This window comes from Paraburkholderia sp. PGU19, from assembly GCF_013426915.1.
GTDB lineage: Bacteria > Pseudomonadota > Gammaproteobacteria > Burkholderiales > Burkholderiaceae > Paraburkholderia.
The window spans coordinates 2,401,913-2,427,578 of the sequence record NZ_AP023180.1 but is presented as its reverse complement, the minus strand read 5'-3'; the positions used below and the strand labels follow the sequence as shown (position 1 = coordinate 2,427,578).

Here is a 25,666-nt window from a genome sequence, read left to right as displayed (position 1 = left end):
ATTCGAATGGGATTTCGCAACTGCACCTCATGCGCGTCTTACATATTATTTCCGCCGCCGCGCACCCGTCATTGATATTCGCTAAAGCGTGAGACAGGCGCATCGTCGGCAGGTGCGGACGAATAGCCGGGCACGTCCGCCTTGAACTGATCGAGCAGACCGCGATCGATCCGCGACAAGCCCTTCAACTGAAGCTGCATCAACACGCGCGTGCCCGTGCTCGGCGACGACGTGCTGCTCGTCGCGTTCGTGTACTTTTCCAGCGCGAGCGCGAGCGACCAGCATTGCGCGTCGTATTGCAGCCCCAGAAGGCCCGCGATCAGACGGTGCGTGCTCATGTCGTAATTGACGCGCGCGACGCTCGCCAGGTTCTTTGCGAGCGGCCATTGCCCCGACACGATGAACTGGTTCACGGGCTGAAAGTCCAGCGTCGTGTTGGCGCGCGTGTACCGGTAAGCGACATTGACCACATGTGCCGTCGCCGGCGACCACGCGAGGCCGACCGATCCTTGCGTCAGATAGTTGTTCGCCTGGCTGTACTGCAACGCGTCCTCTACGTTGATGCCCGCGCCAACCTTGATCGAACTGCCAGCAATCAAGCTGGTCCGCGCGACGTTCGCCGTGTCTTCCGTGTCGTATAGCGTCACGCGTGGTTGCCTGAAATCGTAACGCTGCGCGATCACGAAGCGCGCGCGTTCGTCGCCCGTTGCGGCGTCGATCAGCCGCGACGTCAGCGCAGCCGTCAGGCGGCTTTCGTCGGACACGCGGTCGTTACCGGCAAACGCGTTATCGCTGAAAAGTTCGCCCAGACCGAAGTCCGCTTCCGTCGTGTCGAAGAGCGGCACGTAAGTCTGATTTCGATAAGGCGTATAGACGTAGAAGAGCCGCGGCTCCAGCGTCTGGATATACGAGCTTCCCCAGATGCGCACGGCGCGCTCGAACGTCATGCCCGAGTCCAGACTCAAGGTCGGGATGTTCACGTTCACATTGCGCGGCTGCCCTGCGGGTGCATCGGACGCAATCGAAGTCAGATCGTACGAAGCGAAATGCCATTTGATCTTCGGCGTGAAGAACCAGCCGGGCCGCACGATCGGATAGCTGACGAAAGGATTGAACACGAAACGCGTGCCTTGCGTCGCATCGTCCGACGAAAGCGTGAAGCGCGTCGCGTCCGCCTCGAAACCATAGTCGAAGCCACCGACGTCGTAACGGTTGTAGCGCACGTTGAGCTGCGGCTCGCGGTTGTAGGTCGTATCGCTGGAAAACGACTGCCAGTGCTGCTCGCGCGCGAGCACCGACCACGGTCCGCTGTTGTATGTGAGACCGGCTTCCTGCTGATAGAGCGTCGTCGAAGTGGTCGGAAACGCGCTGCCCGAGCCGAGATCGGTCGACACATTTGCATCCGACACGCGGTTGTAATTGACGTAAGCACCGAAGCCGGAGCCGATATTCCAGACATGATTCAGATCAATCGAATAACGGCGCTCGTGAGTCGTGATGTCGTTCGGCAAGTAGGCAATCGCCAGCGAACCGGAGGATGCGCTCGTCAGATACCGGTAGTCCGCGCTCAGCATTTCGCCGCGCTTCGACATGTAACGCGGAGCAATAGTCAGGTCGTAGTTCGGCGCGATGTTGAAGTAATAAGGGAAGGTGATGTCCACGCCGTTCTTCGAACTCATCGACCACGTCGGCGACAGCAGTCCGCTGCGACGCGCGCCGTCGAGTGGGAACGAAAGCCACGGGCTCGCGAGCAATGGAATGTTCTGAAAGAACAGCACGCCATTGTGCGCGACGCCTTCGTCGGCGCCACGATCCATCGTGAATTCAGACGCACGGATATACCACGCGGGATTCGTCTCGCACGCACAGGTACTGTATGTGCCGTCTTCGATCTTCGAACGCTCGTTGTCGAGCAGATCGGCGCGTTTGCCACTGCCCCATCCGCCGTTCAGATAGAAGTGGTATCTGGGCTGCGCAATGAAGCCTTCGCTGGCGTTCACGCGCAACTGGCTGAACGGTCCATCGAATACGTCGCCCTTCGAAACAATGCGGACGCTGCCATATGCATCGGCCATGTCGTGATCGGGGTCGTAATGCAGCGCATCGCCTTTCACGACGAAACCATAGCGGCGCAGCTCGGCGGCGCCCTTCAGCGAAATGTCGCTATCGACGGTGCCTGTGACGGAGTCGCCCAATGCGATCGTTGCCGGTTTTGCATCGGGCGGACTGGATGCTTCTGTGAGTTGCGGCGCGATGCGCAAGCTCCACGCATCGGAGAAACGTTCGGCATTGGCCGCGTCGCCCGCGAGTTGCGCGTACACCTGCATTGGCGCGAGCAGGCAGAGCACCAATGCGGCAATAGGCCTGATAGCGAGGCCCTGGACTTCTCGGCGGAATATCAAAGCGGAATCGTGGCGTCTGATTGACGGGCGGACGCCGGCCCGAATGAAGATGCGTCCCGAGCGTCTTACTGCAACGTCACGGCGTCGCTGTTGACCTGAGTGATGGCTGCCCCAGCCGACGCAGCGACGCCGCTCAGCGCCTCGATCAACGGCGCGATCTGCTCGCACGGCAACGAAAACGAAATGCCCATATTGCCCGCGAGCCTGAAGCGAATGACGGCTGTCTGCGTGCCGTTCAGGCGCCCGATCTCCCAGCCGTAGCTCTGAAACGCGAAGGCCATGTGCTCGTTCTGGTTGATGATCCGGTCCGAATGCTCGATCGCATTCGGCAGTGCGACCAGCAACTGGTCGAGCACGGAACGGTGGATCGCCGTGGTCGCCTGATTGCCGTGAAGCAGCAGGTGGAGACCGTCTTCCGTCATCTGCAGATCGGCAATCGAATCGACGACGTGTGTCTCGCGCTCAGACATGGCGTACCTCGCTCGCACCTGTTTGCGTGCCGGCTTCGCGCCCGCGATGTGTGCGTGTGTCTTCGACCCACGGTTCATACGAAGAGGCCCGGGCCAGCCAGGTGGAGAAAAGCGGCGTGGAACTGGCGCGTAACACAGCAACCAGTACGACGGGATCGATATGTTCGAGCATGGCGAAGAACCAGAGGTGGGTGGAGTCGGCACGATACCGCCACCTTCGCTCTCAACGCGTTACCACGACCCTACCGATTCTTAGCTGCATCTTTCCGCCTTTGCATGGTATCGACCGTGCAGCGCGCGCCGCTATTCATTGCTGCGCCATTCCTTACCCCACGCAACAAATAATCAGAAAGTTTGGCGTAACCCTGCGCAAGAAGCCCATTCCTATACTCGCGGCTTTCCATAGTGAGTCGCGTCCCGCTCTCAACAAGACCTTCGATGAAACAAAGAGCATCAACTATCTGTCTCGCCAGTGCGATCACGGTGTGCGCCACGTCACTGACGCCATCGACCGCGCTGGCCGGCGACTCCGTGGTCGTCACGGACATCCGGCTCGACGGCTTGAAGCGCATTGAAGCGGGAACGCTGCTCGCCAACCTGCCCATCAAACGCGGCGATACTTTCACGGACGACAAGGCATCGCAGGCCGTGCGCGCGATCTACGACACGGGCCTCTTCAGCGACGTCAACGTGTCGCTCGAAGGCGATATCGTGGTGGTGCACGTCGTCGAGCGCCCTGCCATTGCGGAGATCGATTTCTCCGGCATTCACGAGTTCGAGAAGGACAATCTGACAAAGGCGCTGCGTGCCGTTGGCCTGTCGCGCGGCCGCCCTTTCGACAAGGCGCTCATCGACAAGGCCGAACAGGAATTGAAGCGCCAGTACCTCACACGCGGCTACTACGCGGCGCAAGTCGAAACCACGACGACGCCCGTCGACAGCGGACGCGTATCGGTTCTGTTCTCCGTCATCGAAGGTCCGAATGCGAAGATCAGGCAGATCAATTTCATCGGCAATCACGTGTTTTCGGAAAGCACGCTGCGCGACGAAATGGAACTGTCGACGCCGAACTGGTTTTCCTGGTACACGAAGAACGATCTCTATTCCAAAGAGAAGCTCGGCGCCGATCTGGATCGCCTGCGCTCGTACTACCTGAACCGTGGCTACCTGGAGTTCAGGATCGACTCGACTCAGGTATCGCTGACGCCCGACAAGAAGGAGATGTATCTGACGCTCAATCTGCACGAAGGCGAGCCCTATACGATCACCGGAATCCGGCTCGCAGGCAATCTGCTCGATCGCGAAGCGGAACTGAAGCCGCTCATCGGCATCAAGCCCGGTGAAACGTTCTCCGAAGACAAGCTCAAGGCAACGACGAAAGCGATCGTGGACCGGCTCGGCGAATACGGCTACGCGTTCGCTGCCGTCAATACAGTGCCGCAGATCGATCAGGACAAGCACACTGTCGATCTCACGCTGCAAATCGATCCGGGACGACGCGTGTACGTGCGTCAAGTGAACGTGGAAGGCAACACGCGTACGCGCGATGAAGTGATTCGGCGGGAAATGCGCCAGCTCGAAAGCGCGTGGTTCGATTCGAACCGGCTTTCACTTTCGAAGGAACGGGTGAACCGGCTTGGCTATTTCACCGACGTCGACGTGACGACGGTGCCCGTTGCGGGTTCGAACGATCAGGTCGATGTCGACGTCAAGGTCACGGAAAAGCCAACGGGTGCGATTACGCTCGGCGCGGGCTTTTCTTCGTCGGACAAAGTGGTGCTGTCGGCGGGCGTTACGCAGGACAACGTGTTCGGCTCGGGCACGAGCCTCGGCGTCAATGTGAATACGGCGAAGACGTATCGCACGCTGTCGGTCACGCAAACGGACCCCTATTTCACCGTCGATGGCATCAAGCGTATTTCGGATGTCTACTATCGCACCAGCTATCCGCTGTATTACAGCAACGACGAGAGCTTTCGTATCGTCTCGCTCGGCGCGGACCTGAAGTTCGGCATTCCGTTTTCGGAAGTCGATACGGTGTACTTTGGTCTCGGTATCGAGCAGGATCGCTTCAACACCGACTCATCGACGCCGCAAGCCTATCTCGACTATGTCAGCGAGTTCGGCCGCGTCGTCAACAACGTCCCGCTGACGGCCGCCTGGTCACGCGATGCGCGCGACAGTGCGCTCGTGCCGAGCCGTGGCTATATGCTGCAGGTCAACGGCGAGGTCGGCACGCCCGCGGGCGAAACCGAGTACTACAAGACCGACGTTCAGAGCCAGTATTACTATTCGTTCGCGCGCGGCTTCATTCTGGGCATGAACCTGCAAGCGGGCTATGGCAATGGCTTCGCGGGCAAGGCGTATCCGATCTTCAAGAACTACTACGCGGGCGGTATCGGCTCGGTGCGTGGATATGAATCGAGTTCGCTGGGTCCGCGCGATTCGTCGACGGGCGATTCGATCGGCGGCTCGAAGATGGTGGTCGCGAACGTCGAAATGACATTCCCGCTGCCGGGTAGTGGCTGGGATCGCACGTTGCGTGTCTTTACTTTCGTCGACGCGGGCAACGTGTGGGGCAACGAAGGCAACAGCACGGGCGCGAATGGGTTGAGGTACAGCTATGGCGCGGGCCTCGAATGGATTTCGCCGATTGGTCCGCTGAAGCTCTCGGTTGGGTTTCCGATCGTCAGGCACGCGGACGACAAGTACCAGGTGTTCCAGTTTCAGATCGGTACGTCGTTCTAAACGTACCGGCGAAAAAAGAGCCCGCTTTGAAGCGGGCTCTTTTGCTTTCGACCTGGTGTTGCTAATACCACGCCCTGCATGCGCTACTGGATTCTTCGCGCCGCACTGTCGAAACGCATGCGCTCTTCGGCCACGATGGGCGCTGCAACGTCGAGCATCGGCGCCTGCGCATCGTCCCGATCCTCCGCCGCGCCATGGCGCGGCAGCGCGTCGTCGGGCGCGAACATATAGCCCTCGCCGCGCAAGGTCTTGATGTATTGCCGGCCCGTCGGCGACAGCTTCAACGCGGCGCGCAGTCTGAACACGACGACGTCGAGCCCGCGTTCCGTCACGCTGCAATGCCGGCGCAGCATGTTGAGAATACGCACGCGCGACAGCACCTTCATCGGATTCGACGCGAGCACCAAGAGCAGCGCGAATTCCGTGCTGCGCAACGGCACTTCCACGCCGCCGCGAGCGAGCACGCGGTCGGCAACGTCGACTTCGAAATCGTCGAATGCGATGGGCGCGCGCTCGATATGCATCGGCACATGCGACGGCGGCCCCGAACGCAATGCGTTGCGCACCCGTGCGATCATTTCGCGCGGATCGTGCGGATCGACGACATAGTCGTTCGCACCGAGCTCGAACGCGAGCACCTTGTCGACGACGTCGTCGGAGCGGCTGACGATAATCACAGGCAGGTCGAAGCCGAGCGAACGGATACGCCGCAATGCAGCCAGACCGTCGACTTCAGGCAAGCCGTGACGCATCACGATCAGCGACGGCACTTCGACCTCCAGGCGCCGCTCCAGCGAGTCGGTGTTGTACAGGACGGACATCTCGATCTTGTGCTGCTGCACATGTGCCCGAAGCATATCGCGGCTGGTCTGATCAGGCTCGACGACGAGCAGATGGATGGTCATGAAGTTTCCGTCCTTCTCCCATTTGAATGGAGGACCATGATAGAGAGCAACTGTGCAGGCAAGACGGTGAAAATTAAGGAGATTCTGTGGAGATTGCCGAACGCTCGTCCGTCGCCGCGCGGGTCGCGTCAAAATAGCACCGTGGCGGCATATTCATAGAAACGGGCATGCGTGCGGCGCCAGAGGTGCTGGCTAAAGCATGCCGACAGGCAAACACAGGGTGGCAAGCATGAGAAGTGGCGGCCGTGGGGTCTCGCCATGAGAATCGGCATTACGTCGAAGCTCTTCGTCGCGATTTCGGCGGCATGCATACTCGTGGCCGTCACGATGGGCGTTGCCGTGCGCTGGAGCTTTGAACAGGGCTTTCTCGGCTATCTGCAGCGCCAGTCGCAATCGCATTCCTTACGCCTGCAGCAGGAACTCGAAGCCGCGTGGGCAACGCATCGAAGCTGGGATTTTGTCAAAGACCCGGTGGCGGCAGCCGCCGCCATTCCCGAGGCAATCGACGCAGGCGTGCCGCCTCCCGGTCCGTCCGGCCCGCCCGACATGAACGCACCGCACGACGGCCCGCCGCCCGACGGCGCGCCTAGCGGCAACGGCGCGGAACCGGGGCCGCCGCCTGGCGACGCGGGCGCGCCCCCTGATATGCGCGACGACCTGCGAAGCCCCGGGCCGCAGGGCAGCCGCCACCCGCCGTTCCGTGTCTACGACACGGACATGCACAACGTGCTGCAAAAAGGACCGCCACCGCCGCCCGATGCGCCGCGCCTGCCGCTGACCGTCGACGGCAAGGTGATCGGCTGGCTGGTGGTCGCCGGGCCCGAAGTGATGTTTCATTCCGCCGACCGGCAGTTTCAGGCGCAGCAGGTTCGCACCACATGGCTCATCGCCGGGTTCGCCGCGTTGCTGGCGGCCGGTGTCGCCGTCGTGCTCGCGCGTTTGCTGCTCGCGCCCGTGCGGCGCCTCGTGCTGGCGACGCACCGGCTCGCGAGCGGCGATTATTCGATTCGCGTCCCCGATGCGGGCAGCGACGAACTGCACGATCTCGCCGCCGATTTCAACCGGCTCGCGATCTCGCTCGGCAACGCCGAACGTTCGCGCCGCAATCTCATCGCGGATATTTCTCATGAGCTGCGCACGCCGCTTGCCGTGCTGCGCGGCGAACTCGAAGCGATCGAAGACGGCGTGCGCAAGCCCGACCGTGCGACGCTCGCGTCGCTGCAGGCGGAAGTCGCGCTGCTGAGCCAGTTGATCGACGATCTGTACGAACTGTCGCTCGCGGACATCGGCGAACTGTCGTTCGAGAAGGTACGGCTCGACGTCGCGCCCATCGTCGAGGCCGCCGCCGAGTCGTTCAGAGACCGGCTCGCCGACAAGAAGATCGCGCTGGAAACGGATATCGGCGCCGCGAGCGTCATCATGCTCGGCGACCCGTATCGGCTGACGCAGTTGATGAAGAACCTGCTCGAAAACGCGTTGCGTTATACCGATTCCGGCGGCAAGGTCCGCGTAGCCGTCGCGAAGCACGAGCACGAGATACAAATCGATGTGCAGGATACGCACCCCGCTGTGCCCGAACCCTTGCTGCCGCATCTGTTCGACCGGCTGTTTCGCGTCGATGCGTCGCGCAGCCGTCAAAGCGGCGGCGCGGGCCTCGGGCTTGCGCTGTGCAAACATATCGTCGGCCAGCATGGCGGCACCATCGACGCATTGCGTTCGCCGCTGGGAGGACTGTGGATCGCCGTCCGGTTCGCTACGTTAGAAGCCAAAGATGACTGACTCTTCACTTGCCCGTTCGCCTGCTTCCGTGCTGATCGTCGAAGACGAGCCGAAGCTGTCGGCGCTGCTCACCGACTATCTGCGCGCCGAGAACTTCGACACCCAGGTGATCGAAGATGGCCGCGAGGTGATCGCTTCCGTACGCGCGCATCCGCCTTCGCTGATTCTGCTCGATCTGATGCTGCCGGGACGTGGCGGGCTCGAAATCTGCCGCGAATTGCGGACTTTTTCAGATGTGCCCGTGATCATCCTGACCGCGCGTGTCGATGAGATCGACCGCTTGCTCGGCCTCGAACTGGGCGCCGACGATTACGTCTGCAAGCCGTTCAGTCCGCGCGAGGTCGTGGCGCGCGTGAAGGCGATCCTGCGCCGCATCGAGTCGCTATCGGGTGTGGCGCGCGCCGGTGCGGAACCTGTTTCGAGCGGGCTGGCGATCGACCTCGACAGGCATGTCGCATCGCTCGATGGAAAAGACCTCAATCTCACGCCGATTGAAATCAGGCTGCTCGCGCTGTTGCACTCGACGCCCGGCCGCATCTATTCGCGCGACCATCTGCTGCGGCAACTGTATGACGATCATCGGGTTGTCGCCGACCGGACGGTCGACTCGCATGTGAAGAACTTGCGTCGCAAGCTTCAGAATGTCCGCCCGGATCACGACATGATCCGTTCGATTTATGGCGTCGGTTATCGGCTGGAAGTCGTGCCGCCCGAGAGCCGCGACGATGGCGATGCTGGCTGAGGGATCGGTTCGCCTAGCCTTCGCAGCGGAAGAAATCGATGTTCTGGCCCGATGCGACTGCGCGGCGCAGCCACTCGGGCAAATCGCCCCGGCCGTCCCAGACATGGCCTGACGCATCCTGATAGCGGATGGCGCGTGCGTTTTTTTCGTCTTCGGCGAACGAGCGTTCCAGCGCGTCGAACGTGATGCCGAATTCGTTCATTCGATTCTGGATCCACGCGATCAGGCGCTCCCGCGCCTGGCCGTCGAGTTTTGCGATTGAAGTAGACATTGCTCGTGCGATTCGAAGTGCGATTCGTAGTGTGGAGAGATCAGCAATCCATTCGTACGGGCGAAACCAGAACTGACGGGCTCAATTGCGGCGCCGCGCATCGACGCGAACCACCGAGTCGAATAGCGCCTGGGCTCGTGCCAGTTCGTCGAGCGCGCGGTCCAGTTGCGCGACGGCGGCAGCATGCTCGACCGTCGACGCGGCATCTTCCGGATCGGCGCGCACGGCGCGAAAAGCCAGATCGACGTTGCGTGTCGCTTCGACAAAACGCTGTGCGGCCTGAGCCTGCCTCGATTGCATCATTGCCGACATAAGCATTCCTCCATCTGGATTCGGTTCGGATATTCAGCTTGCGATTCGGGGGGCGCGACCATTCGCGGTTCGCGCCGATGGCTGTCGATACGAGCCAGCGCTACACAATGGATTGACTGCGGCATGCTGCCGATTTTCTCTCTGCGCGGTGCGAAGCGCCAGGTCTGATTTGCAACAGCGTGCGGTTTAGTACACAAACACCCGACATTCAGTGTTCCCAGGTTTTATGCGCCGGACGCCTGGTTCTGATCCCCGTCTGCTTATAGCGTGAAGCTGGCCTGCGCGTGCGCCGCGTTGAAGGCCGCCATGGCCTCGACGGGCGGCATGTCGAACAGATCGCGCGTGACGCCGCGCATGCGCTCCTGCGGCGGCCGGGTGCGCAAACGCCCCACCAGTTCAATGAAGGCCGCGAAATCGCCATCGCGCGTGGCCTTGTTGACCTGCGCGAAGTCGCGCGCCTTGAGCACGACGGGTTGCGTGAGCCGCACGAAATACGGCGCTTCCAGCTCGACGGCGAGTGCGACGGGATAGCGCTTGCCGCTCAGTTCGCTCGCGCGCGATGTGCAATCGACGACGGCCGTGCCTTGCGCCGGACCGAGCACCTTGCCCGTGCTGACGCTGCGCAGGTGCTCCGGGTAGATGTGCAGCCGCGTGCCCATGCTCAGTTCAGTGGGCGACGAACACACCAGCGCGTAGTGCTGCTCTCTGCGACGCCCCGAAGGCAACACCGTGCGGCTGACGATGAACGCATGCGGCGGCAGTTGCCGCACCTGGCCCGTACTGTCGATCCACGCATTCCACAGCAGCATGTCTTCGCGCTTGCGCCCGCCTTGCCGCGGCTTGCTCGACGCCGGCGAAAAGAGCGCGAGCAGCGAGCCGGTGCGATGCGCCGCGATCTGCGCGCTATTGCCGAGCGACTGACCGACACCCCACAGAAAACGCCCGCCGCCCAGCCTCCGCTCCCATTCCTTCTGGAGAACGATGCTGGGGAGTTCCTCGCTGGATTCGGTGCCTGTCTTGGTCCAGCAGAACGTGGGCGGTAGGTGCTTCAGTGTCATCAACTTCCTCGGGACTGCCATCCGGCTCGCCGACCTGCGAGCCATGGGCGAAATAGTCAGCCATTCAACAAGCGTTAATGTATAGATATAATGCATGGAATGGAAGCCCCAAAGAGCGATTTTCCCGTACAGGACCTGCTGCGCCGGTTGATGGCGGACGTGCGCTCGTCTAGCGAAATAGCACGGCTTTCCGGGGTGAGCCAGCCGACCGTGTCGCGGCTTCGGCTGTCGAAAGGACGCCGCGTGCGCAAGAGCGCGTCATTCAATAAGCTATGCAGTTTCTATGGCGTGGAGGCGCGCCATGTCGGCGGGCGGGCGACGGGCTACAACGAGTTGCTGCGCAACGCGATCGTCGACGCGTGGGACGGCTCGGAAGAGCACGGCCGCGCGTTGCTCGTCGTGATCAAGGGCTTGAAGGGGTTGAGCGCGAAAGTGGAGTGAGCGGTGCGCTCGCGGGGGGTGTGCGGAGGGGTTGAAGCGGGGTTGAAGCGGACGGACTTCGCGTTCAGACGAAGTCCGTCGTTGGATTGCAGTGGGTTGTGCGTTTAGAACTGGTCTTCGGACAGCGCGAGGTAGCCCTCGCCGCCCTTCGCGCTGGTGATCGACGCTTCCAGCGCCACCGCCTGCGGCAGCAGATGTTCTGCGAAGAATTGCGCGGTCGCGATCTTCGCGCTGTAGAACGAGGGGTCTTGGGCGTGTTTCTCTTGCGCGGCCAGCATCGCGCGCGCCATCTGCCAGCCGCCCAGCACGATGCCCGCGAGCTTCAGATACGGCACGCTGCCTGCAAATACCGCATTCGGATCGCGCTTCGTATTTGCGACGACATACGCCACGACCGATTGCAGTGCGTCATGTCCAAGCGACAGGTGCTTCTGCATCGACTCGAACGCTGCGCCCTTATGCTGCTTCAGTGCCTCGACCGTCTGTGCAATCTGGGCAAGCAGTGCTGTCGCGACCGCGCCGCCGTCCCGCACCGTCTTGCGACCGACGAGATCGTTCGCCTGAATGGCCGTCGTGCCTTCGTAGATCGGCAGGATGCGAGCGTCGCGGTAATACTGCGCTGCGCCCGTTTCCTCGATGAAGCCCATGCCGCCATGCACCTGCACGCCAAGGCTCGCCACATCGATGGAAAGCTCCGTGCTCCAGCCCTTCACGATCGGCACCAGGTATTCGTAGATCGCGAGATGCTCGGCACGCTTCGCTTCGTCGGGATGGCGATGCGCGAGATCGCTGTGCGACGCCGCGACGTACGCCAATGCGCGCGAGCCTTCCGTGAGCGCGCGCATCGTCGACAGCATGCGTCGTACGTCGGGATGGTGAATGATCGATACGGCCTGCTTCGCGGAACCATCCACTGGCCGGCTCTGCACGCGGTCCTTCGCGTACGCCACAGCCTTCTGGTACGCACGATCCGATATGGCCACGCCCTGCATGCCCACCGCAAAACGCGCCGCGTTCATCATGATGAACATGTATTCGAGGCCGCGATTTTCTTCGCCGATCAGGTGACCGATTGCGCCACCGTGATCGCCGAACTGAAGAACGGCCGTCGGGCTCGCCTTGATCCCGAGCTTGTGTTCAATCGACACGCAGTGCACGTCATTGCGCTCGCCCAGCGAGCCGTCCTCGTTGACGAGGAACTTCGGCACGACGAACAGCGAAATGCCCTTCACACCCTCAGGCGCATCCGGCGTGCGCGCGAGCACGAGGTGGACGATGTTGTCCGCCATGTCGTGCTCGCCCCACGTGATGAAAATCTTCGTGCCGAACAGCTTGAACGAACCATCGCCCTGCGGCTCGGCGCGTGTGCGCACCAGCGCGAGATCGGAGCCGGCTTGCGGCTCGGTGAGATTCATCGTGCCCGTCCATTCGCCGGAAATCAGCTTGGGCACATAGGTCTGCTTTTGCGCTTCCGTGCCTGCCGTGAGCAGCGCCTCGATCGCGCCATCCGTCAGCAGCGGACACAGCGCGAACGACAGGTTCGACGCGTTCAGCATCTCGATACACGCCGTCGCGATCAGCTTCGGCAGGCCCTGGCCTTCATATTCGACGGGATGCTGCACGCCCTGCCAGCCGCCTGCGGCGAACTGGCGGAACGCATCGGCAAAACCGGGCGTGGCCGTGACGTGGCCGTCTTTCCAGCTGCTCGGGTTCCTGTCGCCTTCGACGTTCAGCGGCGCCAGCACTTCGCCGCACAGCTTCGCGGATTCTTCGAGCACGGCTTGTGCCGTCTCGAGACCCGCTTCCTCGAAGCCGGGCAGCTGCGCGATGTCTTCGATGCCGCTCAATTCCTCGAGCACGAAAAGCATGTCTTTTACGGGGGCGATATAGCTCATGGTCAATCTTCCAATCAGGCGTTCAATGGATCACTGCCACGGCGCCCGATAAAAGCGAAGGCCAAGCGGTGACGATACCTGCCGATCGTAACGGCATCTCCGGCGATTCGACTGTCCAAACCGGTCCGCGTACTGACAAATCTGGCCACATCGAATGGGGGGTATATCCACCCACCCGTGGGTTACCCCGCCTGAAGGGGCCGCCGATACGTGCCCGGCGTGCTGCCCGTCCAGTGGCGAAAGGCGCGGTGGAAGGCGCTGGGATCGTCGAAGCCGATATCGCCGGCGATCACGGCGATCGTGTCCTGCGTGTCCGTGAGGCGCTGGATCGCGATATCGCGCCGCAGCTCGTCCTTGAGCAACTGAAACGTCGTCTCCTCCGACGACAGACGCCGGCAGAGCGTGCGAACCGAGCAATGCAGGTTCTTTGCGGTTTGATCGATGGTCGGCAGGTCCGGCAGTTCTCCCGCGAGATACTGCCGCACGCGATGGCTGACCCGTTGCTCGCTGAACGTTTCGAAGATCCACTCGCCAGGCGAACGGGCGAGAAATTTGCGCAGATTGCGTTTGCTCTGGCGGATCGGCATGTCGAGAAACGCCGCGCTGAAACGCATCAGCGTCGCGTTGCAGCCGAAACGCACGGGGCCGGAGAAGAAGTAGCGGTGATCGAACGCATGAGGCGGTTGCGGACACGCGAAATCGACCTGCAGCAACGGGATTTTCTGACCGATCAGCCATGAAGACACACCGTGCGCGAGCTTGAGCATCAGCTCCTGGCCGAGCGGGCCGATGCTGCCATACGCAGGATTTGGACGCACTTCGACCTGCGCCATCAGGTCGTCGCGGCGCGACTCGATGTGGAAATCGTCGAGCACGATATGAAAGAACTGGCCGAAGCGATGCAGCGCGGTTTCGAGGTTGGGTGCGTCGAGCAGACTGAGGCAAAGAAATTTCAGCGTGCCGCTGCGAAACGGGCGACTGAAGATGCCGGGCATCTCGTCGTCGAGTTCGATCGCGAGTGTGCGGTAGAGCGTGGAGAACTGTTCTTCCGTCACCCGCGCGCCGGCTGCGCCGCGCAGTTCGGGTGTGATCCCGGCTTGCTCGAGATAGCGCTGCATGACGACGGGCTGCGCGTCGGCGGCGGCGAGAAAGCCGTTGACGAGGGAGATGGGGACGGTGGCGCTGGGCGCTTGCATTCGTGATCCGTTCCGGTGGCCACTTCATGCTTGATGGCGTGCGCTGTCGGTCTGCACTGCGGCGAAGCACGCCTTGACGGTTTTGGTGGGCCGGGTGGGAGTCGAACCCACGGTGTCCTTTCGGAGGCGGATTATGAGTCCGCTGCCTGCAACCAGCACGGCGTCCGGCCCAACAATGCTTCGCGACGGAAGCTGGAGAAAACCAACAAAAAGACCCGGTCTGAAGGCCGGGCCTGTCTGTCGATTGGCCGACATACTACACGAAAACAGGGCTTCCGGGATCGCTTCGCTGAACAAAGCTATCGGGAAGCCCTGACGTCATGCTACGTGCTGCGGCCAACAAACAGGTGCGATCAGTTTCCTTCGAGGAACGACTTCAGCTTGTCCGACCGGCTCGGGTGGCGCAACTTGCGCAGCGCCTTCGCCTCGATCTGGCGGATACGCTCACGCGTCACGTCGAACTGCTTGCCGACTTCTTCGAGCGTGTGGTCCGTACTCATTTCGATACCGAAACGCATACGCAGCACCTTCGCCTCGCGCGGCGTCAGCGAATCGAGCACGTCCTTCACGACATCACGCATGCTGGCGTGCAACGCAGCGTCGGCCGGCGCGACGGTGTTGTTGTCCTCGATGAAGTCGCCCAGATGGGAATCGTCGTCGTCGCCGATCGGCGTTTCCATCGAGATCGGCTCCTTCGCGATCTTCATGATCTTGCGGATCTTGTCTTCCGGCATCTCCATCTTCTCGGCCAGCGTCGCCGGATCCGGCTCGAGACCGGTTTCCTGCAGAATCTGACGCGAGATGCGGTTCATCTTGTTGATCGTCTCGATCATGTGAACCGGGATACGAATGGTGCGCGCCTGGTCCGCGATCGAACGCGTGATGGCCTGACGGATCCACCACGTTGCGTAGGTCGAGAACTTGTAGCCGCGGCGATATTCGAACTTGTCCACGGCCTTCATCAGGCCGATGTTGCCTTCCTGAATGAGATCCAGGAACTGCAGACCACGGTTCGTGTACTTCTTCGCGATCGAGATCACGAGACGCAGATTCGCCTCGGTCATTTCGCGCTTCGCCTGACGCGCCTTCAGTTCGCCCGCCGCCATCTGGCGGTTGGTTTCCTTCAGGTCCTTCAGCGGCAGCACGACGCGCGCCTGCAAGTCGAGCAGACGCTGCTGCTGCTCGCGAATAGCCGGCACGTTACGCGACAGGATCGCGCTATACGCGTGGTTCTCGGTGACGATCTTGTCGGCCCATTCGAGATCCGTTTCATTGCCCGGGAAGCGCGCGATGAACTCGGCACGCGGCATGCCGCACTTGTCGACCACCGTATGCAGGATCTGACGCTCGACCTGACGCACTTCGTCCACCTGCGCGCGCAGCGTGTCGCACAGACGCTCGACGGTACGCGCGGTGAAGCGGATCATCATCAGCTCTTCCTGAATGGTTTCCTGCGCCTTCAGGTACGACTTCGACTTGTAGCCTTCCTTTTCGAACGCGCGGCGCATCTTGTCGAACCATTCGCTGATCATCGCGAACTTTTCGAGCGACATGCGCTTCAGTTCTTCGAGCTGGGCGGCGTTGGCCGTCGCTTGCGCGGCGCCGTCGTCGTCTTCCTCTTCTTCCTCGTCCGCCTCTTGCTCTTCTTCTTCCTCGTTCTCGATCGCTTCGGCTTCCTGTTCGGAGAAGCCGTCGGTATCTTCGGCGTTCGTGTCGATCAGGCCGTCGACGAGTTCGTCGATGCGGATCTCTTCATTGGCGACGCGCTCGGCCATCGCGAGAATATCGGCGATCGTGGTCGGACAGGCGGAGATGGCCATCACCATGTGCTTCAGGCCGTCTTCGATGCGCTTGGCGATTTCGATTTCGCCTTCGCGCGTGAGCAGCTCGACCGTGCCCATTTCGCGCATGTACATGCGCACCGGGTCAGTCGTGCGGCCGAATTCGGAATCGACGGTAGAGAGCGCGACTTCCGCTTCCTCTTCCACTTCATCGTCCGATGAGGCGTTGGGGGCGTTGTCGTTCAGCAGCAGCGTTTCGGCATCGGGCGCCTGTTCGTAGACGGCGACGCCCATGTCGTTGAACGTGCTGATGATGCCTTCGATCGCCTCGGTTTCCGTGAAGTTGTCCGGAAGGTGGTCGTTGATCTCGCCGTAGGTCAGGAAGCCACGCTCCTTGCCGAGCTTGATCAGCGCGCGCAGCTTCGAGCGGCGCTCTTCGAGCTCCTCGACGGTGCCAGGCTGCGAAGACGCAAACGCGTCCTTGAGCAGCGCCTTCTCCTTTGCGCGGCGGTCGCGTGCCTTGACCTTTTCGACCTTGCCCGTAGCGGGTGTTGCGGCTGCTTCTTCGCTCGGGGATGCGTCGTCATCGACGGATACTTCGTTCAGCTTTTTCGTCATGGAGTTCGCCATACCGGCTGTAGTCTCGACTGCCGGCTGCTGGACGACAGCCGGTTGAACCGTGGATACCAAAGACTCGCGGGGAGCCGCATCGTCCTGCGCGACATCCGCTTCCCTTTCGCTGCTGACTCCCTGCCGCTTCGCGACCGACGCCACCGACTTCGATGTCACCGATGCCGCTCGCGCGGTCGAGGCTTGTTTCCGGGCAACCGGCGTAGCAGCGGTTTCGGCAGACCTTTTCGGGGCGGAAGGAGCCGACCTGGCTGCGCTGACCCTGGTGGTCGTTTTCGGCTCGTCCGAGCCGCTGCCTGTCGCCTTTTTTCCGCCTGTAGTCTTTACCATTGCAATCGCCTTATATCGCCTTTGCCTGGAGAAAAACAAAACCGCTGAAATCTTTTAATTATAGCATTCGGCCTTTCAGCGCTTCCCTTTCACTGCCCGCGCTGACGCTTCATGTCAGCGCACGTCCTGCTCAATTCCTGATACTCCAGCAACTCCTCCGGGGTGTGCCTCGACTGACGCGACAATTGATCCAGCCGCTCGCTATAAGCGTCATAACGCATCTTCAGAATGGCCGCTTTCAACTCTTCCCCGGCGAGGCGCTCGTGTTCCCGGCGCTCCTCGGCCACCGTCGCGTCTTCGGGATTCTTCAACAGCAGATCCCGAACGTTTTCATCATAGTCCAGAATTTCCCGGAAGATTTCCTCGAAGGTGGGGGCGTTAGCCCCGTTTCGCAACAGGTCCGACAGCAACTGGAATTCGGCCGTGTCGCCTAGCCCACGGGCATGCGTCGTCACTTCCTCGAACAGTTCGCCGTGCCGCGTGACTGTGAGCAGCGCCTGCTCTTCCTCTTCACCGAGCACCGCGACGATACGCGGGTGCATCACCAGATTGCGCAGCGCCCGCTGCTCGATCCCCGTCACGCTGCGCCGGTCTTTGCGGGCAGGCGCGCTGCGTGCTACGGCGGCGATCCGCGCGTCGACTTCGCATAACGCGGCCACTTCCTCGAACGGCACATCGAGCCGGTCGGCGAACATATGCATGATCTGCGCGCGCAACGCGTTGGCGGGCAGCATCTGCAACAGCGGCTTGGCGTCGAACAGCGCCCGCGCCCGGCCTTCAGGCTGGTCCAGTTCCTTGCCCGCCAGCACTTCATTCAACAGGAACTGCGACAGCGGCATCGCGCGGCGCACCTGCTCCGCGAAGGCATCCGTGCCGAATTCGCGGACATAGCTGTCGGGATCGTGCTCGGCCGGCAGGAACAGGAAGCGGATGGTGCGGTTGTCGGCGGCGTGCGGCAGGCAGGCGTCGAGCGCGCGGCGCGCGGCGCGCCGGCCGGCCGAATCACCGTCGAAGCTGAACACCACCGTATCCGTCTGCCGCATCAGTTTCTGCACATGAATCGGCGTACAGGCTGTGCCGAGCGTCGCAACCGCGTTCTCGAAGCCCAACTGGGCCAGCGCAACCACGTCCATATACCCTTCGACGACCAGCACGTAACGCTGTTCGCGGATCGCAAGCCGCGCCTCGAACAGGCCGTACAGCTCGCTGCCTTTGTTAAATAAAGGCGTTTCGGGCGAATTCAAATACTTGGGCTCGCCCCCGTCCAGCACGCGTCCGCCAAATCCGATTACCTGACCTTTCACGTTGCGGATCGGGAACATGACGCGCTCGCGGAAACGGTCGTAGCGGCGGTTCTGACCCTGGGCGTCGGACTTCTCGCTGACGATCACGAGGCCCGCCTCGACGAGCGCATCGTCCCGATAGTTGGGGAATGCCGTTTCGAGGTTCTGCCAGCCGTCGGGCGCGTAGCCGAGGCCGAAGCGCTTGGCGATCTCGCCCGTCAGGCCGCGCTTTTTCAGGTACTGGATGGCGTTCGGCGCGCCGCGCAGTTGCGCCTTGTAGAAGTCGCTGGCCGTCGACATCACGTCGGAGAGCGCCGTCGTCACGGCCTTCGAGACGGCGGGCGCATAGCCTTCGCTACCGCCCGGGCCGCCGGCTCCCGCGCCGCCGCGCATCGGCGAAGGCTCTTGCGGCACGGTCAGGCCAACGGATTGCGCCAGCTCGTTGACGGCTTCCGGAAAGGAAAGCCCCGCATGCTCCATCAGGAAGCCGATGGCCGTGCCGTGCGCGCCACAGCCGAAACAATGATAGAACTGCTTAGTCGGACTAACGGTGAACGAAGGGCTCTTCTCGTTGTGGAACGGGCAGAGGCCCATGAAGTTCGCGCCGCCTTTTTTGAGCTGCACATACCGGCCGACCACGTCGACGATATCGACGCGGTTCAGCAGGTCTTGCAGAAAGGAATGCGGGATCACAATGCAGACGCGGCCTTAAAAAGGATGAGGCAAGGGTGCGCATCGCACCCGGCTATGCGCACCGCACCGGAACGGGGCGCGCGCATAGCGGAAAACGACACGGGGCTTACTTCGACAGCGCGGCCTTCACCTGAGCGGACACGGCCGTCATGTCGGCCTTGCCGGCGAGCTTCGGCTTGAGCACGCCCATCACCTTGCCCATGTCCTGCGGGCCGGTGGCGCCGACCTGCGCGACGGCCGCCTGCACTTCGGCTGCCACTTCCGCGTCCGACAGCTGCGCGGGCATGTAGGCAATTAGCACGTCCAGCTCGGCCTTTTCCTTGTCGACGAGATCGGTGCGGCCGGCCGTTTCGAACTGGGCGATCGAGTCCTTGCGCTGCTTGATCATCTTGTCGACGACGGCTGTCACGGCGGCGTCATCCAGTTCCACGCGATCGTCGACTTCACGCTGCTTGATGGCAGCGAGCAGCAGACGGATCGTGCCGAGACGCTCGGTTTCGCGCGCGCGCATCGCTGCTTTCATGTCGTCGTTGATTCGGACTTTGAGACTCATCGTTCACCTGAATGCGTGGAGGGTTTGAAATACGGGTGAAGACGCGGCGCAGAGCGCAAAAACCCGCTTGGGATCGTTCCTCAAGCGGGTTAGTGCCAAATACGCGGTGAACCGTGCACCTGGATACGGCCTTGCGGAGCGTGGACCGAAGCGGCCTGTCACGCCTTCCAGCGTGAGTGGCCACATCAGCGGCCACATGCGCGGCCCGTTACCGCAAGCGCCGGCATGCTCCCGCGCCGTCACCTTGTGTGAGCCGCCGCTTTCGCTATCGCTCAAGAGACCGGGCGAGCGCCGCGACTTCACGTTGAATCAGTAAAACTTCTTGGGCAGTTGCTGGCTGCGCAGGCGCTTGAAATGGCGCTTCACTGCCGCTGCTTTCTTTCGTTTGCGCTCGGATGTCGGCTTCTCGTAAAACTCGCGCGCACGAAGTTCGGTCAACAGCCCGTTCTTTTCTATCGTGCGCTTGAAGCGGCGCATCGCGACTTCAAAAGGCTCGTTTTCTTTTAAGCGGATCGTCGTCATCTTTCAATAACGGAGCTTGCCAAAGATTGGAAAGTATAGCAGTTGTTTCCCACAATCACATAAAGGTGTCAAGCCCCATTTGACGGGCGTCAGCGCCCGTTTTTACGGCCTACCCGACAGCCGCGAATTCCGCTGCCGCCTGCCCGGCAGCCACGCCCGACGCCCACGCCCACTGGAAGTTGTAGCCGCCCAGCCAGCCTGTCACGTCGACGGCCTCGCCGATGAAATACAGGCCTGGCACGCGCGCGCTCATCATCGTCGCCGACGATAATTCGCGCGTGTCGACGCCGCCGCGCGTCACCTCGGCCTTCTTGTAGCCTTCGGTGCCGTTCGGCGTGAGCGACCAGCGCGACAGCGCCTCCCCGACCCGGCGCAGCGACTTGTCGGGCAGATCGGCGAGGCGGGCGTCGGCGGGTACGCCGTGGGTCTGCAACCAGACATGCGCGAGGCGTGAGGGCACCCATTCCGCGAGCAGGTTGCCGATCTGGCGCTTCGTCGCGGCTTTCGCCTCGAGCAACGCGGCGACGGCGTCCTGCTCGGGCAGCAGATTGACGTGCACGGGCTCGCCCGGCTGCCAGTAGCTGGAAATCTGCAGCACGCCCGGACCGGACAATCCGCGATGCGTCAGCAGCAGGTCTTCGACGAACTCGCCGCCCGCTTTCTTCACGCCCGTCGCCAGGTGCACTTCGAGCGACACGCCTGACAGCTCCGCAAACGGTTGCCAGTCGGCGGGAGCGAACGTGAGCGGCACGAGCGCCGGGCGCGTGTCGATGAGCTTGTGGCCGAACTGCTTTGCGATCCGGTAGCCGAAATCGGTTGCGCCGATTTTCGGAATCGACAGGCCGCCCGTCGCGATCACCAGCGCGCGGGCGCGGATCGGGCCGGAGCGCGTGTCCAGCGTGAAGCCGTCGGAATCGGCGTGGCGCACCTGCTCGACGGCGAGCGGCCGACGCCACGCGATGTTGCCCGCGTCGCATTCGCTCTTGAGCACGTCGATGACGGCGTCGCTCGACTGGTCGCAGAAGAGTTGTCCCTTGTGCTTCTCGTGCCATGTCACGCGGTACTGCTTGAGCAGCGCCATGAAATCGCGCGGCGTGTAGCGAGCCAGCGCGGAGCGGCAGAAATGCGGATTCGCCGACAGATAATTGTTCGGCCCGGCGTACAGATTCGTGAAGTTGCAGCGGCCGCCGCCCGAAATGCGGATTTTCTCGGCGAGCCGCGCCGCGTGGTCGATCAGCACGACGCGCCGGCCGAGCTGCCCCGCCACCGATGCGCACATCATGCCCGCCGCGCCCGCGCCGATTACGGCGATATCGAAGGATTCCATGGGGCTGCATTGTAACCGCCACGCCTGGGGCGGCCGGCGGCCGTGTGTCCGCGCTGTTATACTTTCAGGTTCCTTTTTTGATGTTTCGGGTGGCAGGTCAGGCGCCCGATCGACGGTCGAATCATGCTCGTTCTCGGCATAGAAAGCTCCTGCGACGAAACCGGACTCGCGCTCTACGACACGGAGCGCGGGCTGCTCGCGCATGCGCTGCATTCGCAGATCGCGATGCATCGCGAATATGGTGGCGTCGTGCCGGAACTGGCGTCGCGCGACCATATCCGGCGTGCGCTGCCACTGCTCGAAGAGGTGCTGGAGCGCTCGGGCGCCGCGCGCGGCGACATCGACGCGATCGCCTACACGCAGGGCCCGGGACTCGCGGGCGCGTTGCTGGTCGGCGCGAGTATCGCCAATTCGCTGGCGATGGCGTGGAACAAGCCGACTATCGGCATCCATCATCTGGAAGGGCATTTGCTGTCTCCGCTGCTGGTCGACGAGCCGCCGCCATTTCCGTTTGTCGCGTTGCTTGTGTCGGGCGGTCATACGCAATTGATGCGCGTCACGGATGTGGGTGTCTACGAGACGCTCGGCGAGACGCTCGACGATGCCGCAGGTGAAGCCTTCGACAAGACCGCGAAGCTGCTTGGGCTCGGTTATCCCGGCGGGCCGGAAGTGTCGCGGCTTGCGGAGTTCGGCACGCCGGGCGCTGTCGTGCTGCCTCGTCCGATGCTGCATTCCGGTGATCTGGATTTCAGTTTCAGTGGGCTGAAGACGGCTGTATTGACGCATGTGAAGAAGCTTGGCAGCAACGTGTGCGAGCAGGCTAAGGCTGATCTGGCGCGTGGTTTCGTCGACGCTGCCGTCGATGTGCTGGCTGCTAAATCGCTCGCGGCGCTGAAGAAAACCAAGCTCAAGCGGCTGGTTGTCGCGGGTGGTGTTGGCGCGAACCGGCAGTTGCGGGAGGCTCTTTCGGCGGCCGCGAAGATGCGCGGATTTCATGTGCACTATCCTGACCTCTCGCTGTGCACTGATAACGGCGCGATGATTGCGCTCGCCGGCGCGCTTCGGTTGGAGCGCTGGCCCGCGCAGGCTGGTAATGACTATGCTTTTACCGTTAAGCCACGGTGGGATTTGGGGTCTCTCGCGAGGTAAGGTTTTTTGTTTGCCGGTGGGGTTCGGTTTTTTTGCCTTTGCGCTGGCAGCCGCGTTTTGCCTTTGTGGCGCGGTGGGTTTGGTTTGGTTTGCTTGTGTTTGTGGCATCCGCGTTTTGTTAGCGTGCTTCACGCGTCGCCCCTGTGCGGGGCGGCGCGTGAAGCACCAAGGCATAACGCGGATGCCAGCGCAAAAGCAAACCCACAGGGGCAACGCATGCAGCCCGAACGCAATACGCGGACGCCAGCGCTAACGCAAAGCAACCCACCCAGCAGTCGCAGACAAAATAACCTTAAACCCTCTTCTCAATCACCGCATAAGCCGAATGATTATGAATAGACTCGAAGTTCTCCGCTTCGAGCACATAACCAACGATCCGCTTATCAGCATTCAACCGCTGCGCGACATCCCGCACCAGGTCTTCAACGAACTTCGGATTCTCGTAAGCGCGTTCGGTAACGAACTTCTCATCAGGCCGCTTGAGCAGCCCCCACAACTCACACGAAGCCTCTTCTTCCGCGATACGGATCAAATCCTCGACGGGCACGTCATCGATCAACTCAGCGTCAATCGTCACATGCGAGCGCTGGTTATGCGCGCCATACTGCGAGATCTTCTTCGAACACGGGCACAGGCTGGTGACAGGCACCAGAACCTTAAGAAACAACCGCGTGGCGCCATCGCGTGAATCGGCCGTCAACGTCACTTCGTAGTCCAGCAGACTTTGCACGCCCGACACAGGCGCTGTCTTGTTGACGAAATACGGAAACGACACCTCGATACGGCCCGCAGGCGCTTCAAGCTTCTCGAGCATCGAAGCAAGCATCGCGCGGAACGCAGCCGAATCCAGCGGCGCCTTGTTCTCTTCAAGCAATGCCACGAACCGCGACATATGCGTGCCCTTCACCTCGGCAGGCAAATGAACATCGAGATTCCACGTACCGATAGTCGGCTGCACGCTGCCGTCCGGCATGCGAACCGTCAACGGATGACGCACCGCCTTCACGCCGACCCGCTGAATCGGGATCTGGCGGGTGTCGACCGTGCTCTGCACGTCGGGCATCACGAAGGCGGGGTTCATCTGGTTCATGTTCTTGTCCTCAACTTGCAGCGCGAATCGACGCGCAAAATGACAACCGCCGGCTTGCGCCGGCGGAGCCCGACGGGTACGCGACCCGCCGATTCATATTGGAGTAGATGCAACGAGCCGCCTTTTTGTTCCGGCGGCCCGCTATGTTAAGCGACGCGTTTGACGGACTTGCCGCTCGCGTGCTCCACAAATCGCTCGCGGATGGACTTCGCGATACCCGCAGCGTCCAGCCCACACGACGCCAGCAGCTTCGCCGGATCTCCGTGATCAATGAAGCGATCGGGAAGGCCCAATTGTAGTACGGGTCGGATAACCCCACTCTCCATCATGGCTTCCACGCAGGCCGAGCCGGCGCCGCCCATCACGCAGCCCTCTTCCACCGTGACGATGGCGTCGTGCGTTTCGGCCAACTCGCGCACGAGATCGGCGTCGATTGGCTTCACGAAGCGCATGTTGGCGACCGTCGCGTCCAGCTGCTCTGCTGCCGCAAGCGACGGCGCAACCATCGTGCCGAACGCGAGAATCGCGATGCGCTTGCCGGCCGGCTGCGTCGATTGGCGACGAACTTCACCCTTGCCGAGCGGCAACGCGGCCATCTGCTTGATCGTCGCGACGCCCGTGCCCGCACCGCGCGGATAACGCACGGCCGTCGGGTTCGGCTGCTGCAGCGCCGTGTACAGCATCTGGCGACACTCGTTTTCGTCCGACGCCGCCATCACCGTCATGTTCGGGATGCAGCGCAGGAACGCGAGGTCGTACGCGCCCGCATGTGTCGCGCCGTCCGCACCGACGAGGCCCGCGCGATCGATTGCGAACACAACGGGCAGATTCTGCAGCGCGACGTCGTGGATCAGCTGGTCATACGCGCGTTGCAGGAACGTCGAGTAGATCGCGACGACGGGCTTGAGCCCTTCCGTCGCAAGGCCGCCCGCGAACGTGACGGCATGCTGCTCGGCAATGCCGACGTCATAGTAGCGATCCGGGAAACGCTTTTCGAATTCGACCATGCCCGAGCCTTCGCGCATCGCCGGCGTAATGCCGACCACGCGCGAATCGAGTTCAGCCGCGTCGCACAGCCATTCGCCGAACACTTGCGTGTAGGTCTTCTTGGCGGGCGTCGTCGAAGGCTTGATGCCTTCGGCCGGATTGAACTTGCCGGGACCGTGATACAGAACCGGGTCGGCTTCCGCCAGCTTGTAGCCCTGGCCCTTCTTCGTCACGACGTGCAGGAATTGCGGGCCACGCAGTTCCTTGATGTTCTGCAGCGTCGGGATCAGCGAGTCGAGATCGTGGCCGTCGATCGGTCCGATGTAGTTGAAGCCGAACTCTTCGAACAGCGTCGCCGGAACGATCATGCCCTTCGCGTGCTCTTCGAGCTTGCGCGCGAGATCGAGCACGGGCGGCGCATGGCGCAGCACGCGTTCGACGCCGGCACGCGCAGCAGCGTAAAAGCGGCCCGACATCAGGCGCGCGAGATGGCGATTCAGCGCACCCACGGGCGGCGAAATCGACATGTCGTTGTCGTTGAGAATGACGAGCAGCGGCACGTCGTCTTCGACGCCGGCGTTGTTCATCGCCTCGAACGCCATGCCCGCCGTCATCGCGCCGTCGCCGATCACTGCGATCGAGTAGGCGTCTTCACCGCGCAGCTTGCTGCCGATCGCCATGCCGAGCGCCGCCGAGATCGACGTGCTCGAATGCGCCGTGCCGAACGTGTCGTACGGCGACTCGTCGCGCTTCGGAAAGCCCGAGATGCCGCCCAACTGACGCAGCGAATGCATCTGGTCGCGGCGGCCCGTCAGGATCTTGTGGGGATAGGTCTGATGACCCACGTCCCAGACGATGCGGTCGCGCGGCGTGTCGAACACGTAATGCAGCGCGATCGTCAGTTCGACCGTGCCGAGGTTGGACGACAGGTGGCCGCCCGTCTGCGACACGCTGTCGAGCACGAAGGCTCGCAACTCGTCGGCAAGCGGTTGCAACTGGCGGCGATCAAGGCGGCGCAGGTCCGCGGGGTCGTCAATGGTTTTCAGCAAGTCGTACATCGTCGTTCCATTGTAGGAAAACTTACGCGCCCGCACTTCATTCG

General features: G+C 62.1%; 22 protein-coding genes and 1 tRNA gene. 6 read left to right on the top strand and 17 right to left on the bottom strand.

Annotated features, from left to right (window positions below; genetic code table 11):
• Positions 1–68: 68 nt before the first annotated feature.
• The 3 genes from H1204_RS28525 to H1204_RS28515 all read right to left on the bottom strand — a co-directional run bounded on the left by H1204_RS28525 (position 69) and on the right by H1204_RS28515 (position 3,044).
• Positions 69–2,327, bottom strand: a complete 2,259-nt coding sequence (locus tag H1204_RS28525) for an LPS-assembly protein LptD (protein WP_243468796.1) — start codon at positions 2,325–2,327, stop codon at positions 69–71.
• Positions 2,328–2,467: 140 nt separating this feature from the next.
• Positions 2,468–2,872 carry a hypothetical protein gene (locus tag H1204_RS28520; protein WP_180731811.1) on the bottom strand — a complete coding sequence of 135 codons (405 nt, stop codon included), beginning with the start codon at positions 2,870–2,872 and terminating at the stop codon, positions 2,468–2,470.
• Complete coding sequence (locus H1204_RS28515) at positions 2,865–3,044, bottom strand: hypothetical protein (RefSeq protein WP_180731810.1); 180 nt, start codon at positions 3,042–3,044, stop codon at positions 2,865–2,867. Before H1204_RS28515 ends, H1204_RS28520 begins: the two co-directional genes overlap by 8 nt.
• Positions 3,045–3,310: 266 nt before the next feature.
• Between H1204_RS28515 and bamA the strand changes: the two genes are divergently transcribed.
• Positions 3,311–5,620 (top strand): outer membrane protein assembly factor BamA, encoded by a 2,310-nt coding sequence (bamA, locus tag H1204_RS28510; protein WP_180731809.1) that lies wholly within the window; start codon positions 3,311–3,313, stop codon positions 5,618–5,620.
• Positions 5,621–5,703: 83 nt separating this feature from the next.
• Here bamA and H1204_RS28505 read toward each other — a convergent pair whose 3' ends face one another.
• A complete protein-coding gene (locus H1204_RS28505) occupies positions 5,704–6,525 on the bottom strand; it encodes a response regulator transcription factor (RefSeq protein WP_180731808.1) in 822 nt (273 codons plus the stop codon).
• 258 nt (positions 6,526–6,783) lie between these two features.
• On the opposite strand from H1204_RS28505, the gene H1204_RS28500 reads away from it, so the two are divergent.
• Positions 6,784–8,304, top strand: a complete 1,521-nt coding sequence (locus tag H1204_RS28500) for an ATP-binding protein (RefSeq protein WP_180731807.1) — start codon at positions 6,784–6,786, stop codon at positions 8,302–8,304.
• On the top strand, positions 8,297–9,046 hold the full coding sequence (locus tag H1204_RS28495; protein WP_180731806.1) for a response regulator: 750 nt from the start codon (positions 8,297–8,299) through the stop codon (positions 9,044–9,046). The genes H1204_RS28500 and H1204_RS28495 overlap by 8 nt, the downstream gene beginning before the upstream one ends.
• Before the next feature lie 13 nt (positions 9,047–9,059).
• Here the strand turns inward: H1204_RS28495 and H1204_RS28490 are convergent, their stop codons facing one another.
• From H1204_RS28490 to H1204_RS28480, 3 genes are all read right to left on the bottom strand, one after another.
• Positions 9,060–9,317: an H-NS family nucleoid-associated regulatory protein gene (locus H1204_RS28490; protein ID WP_180731805.1), complete on the bottom strand. Its 258-nt coding sequence runs from the start codon at positions 9,315–9,317 to the stop codon at positions 9,060–9,062.
• Positions 9,318–9,398: 81 nt separating this feature from the next.
• Positions 9,399–9,629, bottom strand: coding sequence for a hypothetical protein (locus H1204_RS28485; RefSeq protein ID WP_180731804.1), 231 nt, complete (start codon positions 9,627–9,629; stop codon positions 9,399–9,401).
• A 260-nt stretch (positions 9,630–9,889) separates the two neighbouring features.
• Positions 9,890–10,687 (bottom strand): hypothetical protein, encoded by a 798-nt coding sequence (locus H1204_RS28480; RefSeq protein ID WP_180731803.1) that lies wholly within the window; start codon positions 10,685–10,687, stop codon positions 9,890–9,892.
• A gap of 99 nt (positions 10,688–10,786) precedes the next feature.
• Here H1204_RS28480 and H1204_RS28475 point away from each other — a divergent pair, with 99 nt between their 5' ends.
• Positions 10,787–11,128 carry a helix-turn-helix transcriptional regulator gene (locus tag H1204_RS28475; RefSeq protein WP_180731802.1) on the top strand — a complete coding sequence of 114 codons (342 nt, stop codon included), beginning with the start codon at positions 10,787–10,789 and terminating at the stop codon, positions 11,126–11,128.
• Positions 11,129–11,232: 104 nt separating this feature from the next.
• On the opposite strand, the gene H1204_RS28470 is transcribed toward H1204_RS28475, so the two are convergent.
• The 4 genes from H1204_RS28470 to rpoD form a co-directional block, all read right to left on the bottom strand.
• On the bottom strand, positions 11,233–13,023 hold the full coding sequence (locus tag H1204_RS28470; RefSeq protein ID WP_180731801.1) for an acyl-CoA dehydrogenase: 1,791 nt from the start codon (positions 13,021–13,023) through the stop codon (positions 11,233–11,235).
• A gap of 182 nt (positions 13,024–13,205) precedes the next feature.
• The gene (locus H1204_RS28465) at positions 13,206–14,219 is read right to left on the bottom strand and encodes an AraC family transcriptional regulator (protein ID WP_180731800.1); all 1,014 of its coding nucleotides are present in this window, start codon (positions 14,217–14,219) and stop codon (positions 13,206–13,208) included.
• Positions 14,220–14,302: 83 nt separating this feature from the next.
• Positions 14,303–14,390 (bottom strand) — tRNA-Ile (locus tag H1204_RS28460).
• A 182-nt stretch (positions 14,391–14,572) separates the two neighbouring features.
• Complete coding sequence (gene rpoD / locus H1204_RS28455; RefSeq protein WP_243468691.1) at positions 14,573–16,618, bottom strand: RNA polymerase sigma factor RpoD; 2,046 nt, start codon at positions 16,616–16,618, stop codon at positions 14,573–14,575.
• 61 nt (positions 16,619–16,679) lie between these two features.
• Here rpoD and H1204_RS51575 point away from each other — a divergent pair, with 61 nt between their 5' ends.
• Positions 16,680–17,018 (top strand): RNA polymerase subunit sigma, encoded by a 339-nt coding sequence (locus H1204_RS51575; protein ID WP_243468690.1) that lies wholly within the window; start codon positions 16,680–16,682, stop codon positions 17,016–17,018.
• Between the two features lie 31 nt (positions 17,019–17,049).
• On the opposite strand, the gene dnaG is transcribed toward H1204_RS51575, so the two are convergent.
• The 4 genes from dnaG to H1204_RS28435 form a co-directional block, all read right to left on the bottom strand.
• A complete protein-coding gene (gene dnaG / locus H1204_RS28450) occupies positions 17,050–18,936 on the bottom strand; it encodes a DNA primase (RefSeq protein WP_180731798.1) in 1,887 nt (628 codons plus the stop codon).
• 106 nt (positions 18,937–19,042) lie between these two features.
• Entirely contained in the window at positions 19,043–19,489 is a 447-nt protein-coding gene (locus tag H1204_RS28445; RefSeq protein WP_180731797.1) for a GatB/YqeY domain-containing protein, read from the bottom strand.
• A 309-nt stretch (positions 19,490–19,798) separates the two neighbouring features.
• Positions 19,799–20,011: a 30S ribosomal protein S21 gene (rpsU, locus tag H1204_RS28440; RefSeq protein ID WP_035997875.1), complete on the bottom strand. Its 213-nt coding sequence runs from the start codon at positions 20,009–20,011 to the stop codon at positions 19,799–19,801.
• A 109-nt stretch (positions 20,012–20,120) separates the two neighbouring features.
• Positions 20,121–21,338: an NAD(P)/FAD-dependent oxidoreductase gene (locus H1204_RS28435; RefSeq protein WP_180731796.1), complete on the bottom strand. Its 1,218-nt coding sequence runs from the start codon at positions 21,336–21,338 to the stop codon at positions 20,121–20,123.
• 123 nt (positions 21,339–21,461) lie between these two features.
• Here H1204_RS28435 and tsaD point away from each other — a divergent pair, with 123 nt between their 5' ends.
• Complete coding sequence (tsaD, locus tag H1204_RS28430) at positions 21,462–22,487, top strand: tRNA (adenosine(37)-N6)-threonylcarbamoyltransferase complex transferase subunit TsaD (protein WP_180731795.1); 1,026 nt, start codon at positions 21,462–21,464, stop codon at positions 22,485–22,487.
• A 292-nt stretch (positions 22,488–22,779) separates the two neighbouring features.
• Here tsaD and folE2 read toward each other — a convergent pair whose 3' ends face one another.
• A complete protein-coding gene (folE2, locus tag H1204_RS28425) occupies positions 22,780–23,577 on the bottom strand; it encodes a GTP cyclohydrolase FolE2 (RefSeq protein WP_180731794.1) in 798 nt (265 codons plus the stop codon).
• A 146-nt stretch (positions 23,578–23,723) separates the two neighbouring features.
• Positions 23,724–25,622, bottom strand: a complete 1,899-nt coding sequence (dxs, locus tag H1204_RS28420; RefSeq protein WP_180731793.1) for a 1-deoxy-D-xylulose-5-phosphate synthase — start codon at positions 25,620–25,622, stop codon at positions 23,724–23,726.
• Positions 25,623–25,666: the final 44 nt, after the last annotated feature.